The 334-nt window shown below is 55.1% G+C and carries 1 pseudogene; it reads right to left on the bottom strand.

Annotated features, from left to right (window positions below):
* Nucleotides 1-334: pseudogene (locus tag OGY13_RS00085) on the bottom strand (IS1 family transposase); the annotation flags it as partial.

Raw genomic sequence — 334 nt, 5'->3', positions numbered from 1 at the left:
TCCGTCATCCATACCACGACCTCAAAGGCCGACAGCAGGCTCAGAAGACGCTCCAGTGTGGCCAGAGTGCGTTCACCGAAGACGTGCGCCACAACCGTCCTCCGTATCCTGTCATACGCGTAAAACAGCCAGCGCTGACGTGATTTAGCACCGACGTAGCCCCACTGTTCGTCCATTTCAGCGCAGACAATCACATCACTGCCCGGCTGTATGCGCGAGGTTACCGACTGCGGCCTGAGTTTTTTAAGTGACGTAAAATCGTGTTGAGGCCAACGCCCATAATGCGGGCGGTTGCCCGGCATCCAACACCATTCATGGCCATATCAATGATTTT

The sequence above is a fragment of the Citrobacter sp. Cpo045 genome, assembly GCF_030332875.1.
In the GTDB taxonomy this organism is placed as follows: Bacteria; Pseudomonadota; Gammaproteobacteria; order Enterobacterales; family Enterobacteriaceae; genus Citrobacter; species Citrobacter portucalensis.
This window is presented reverse-complemented; position numbering and strand designations above follow the sequence as displayed.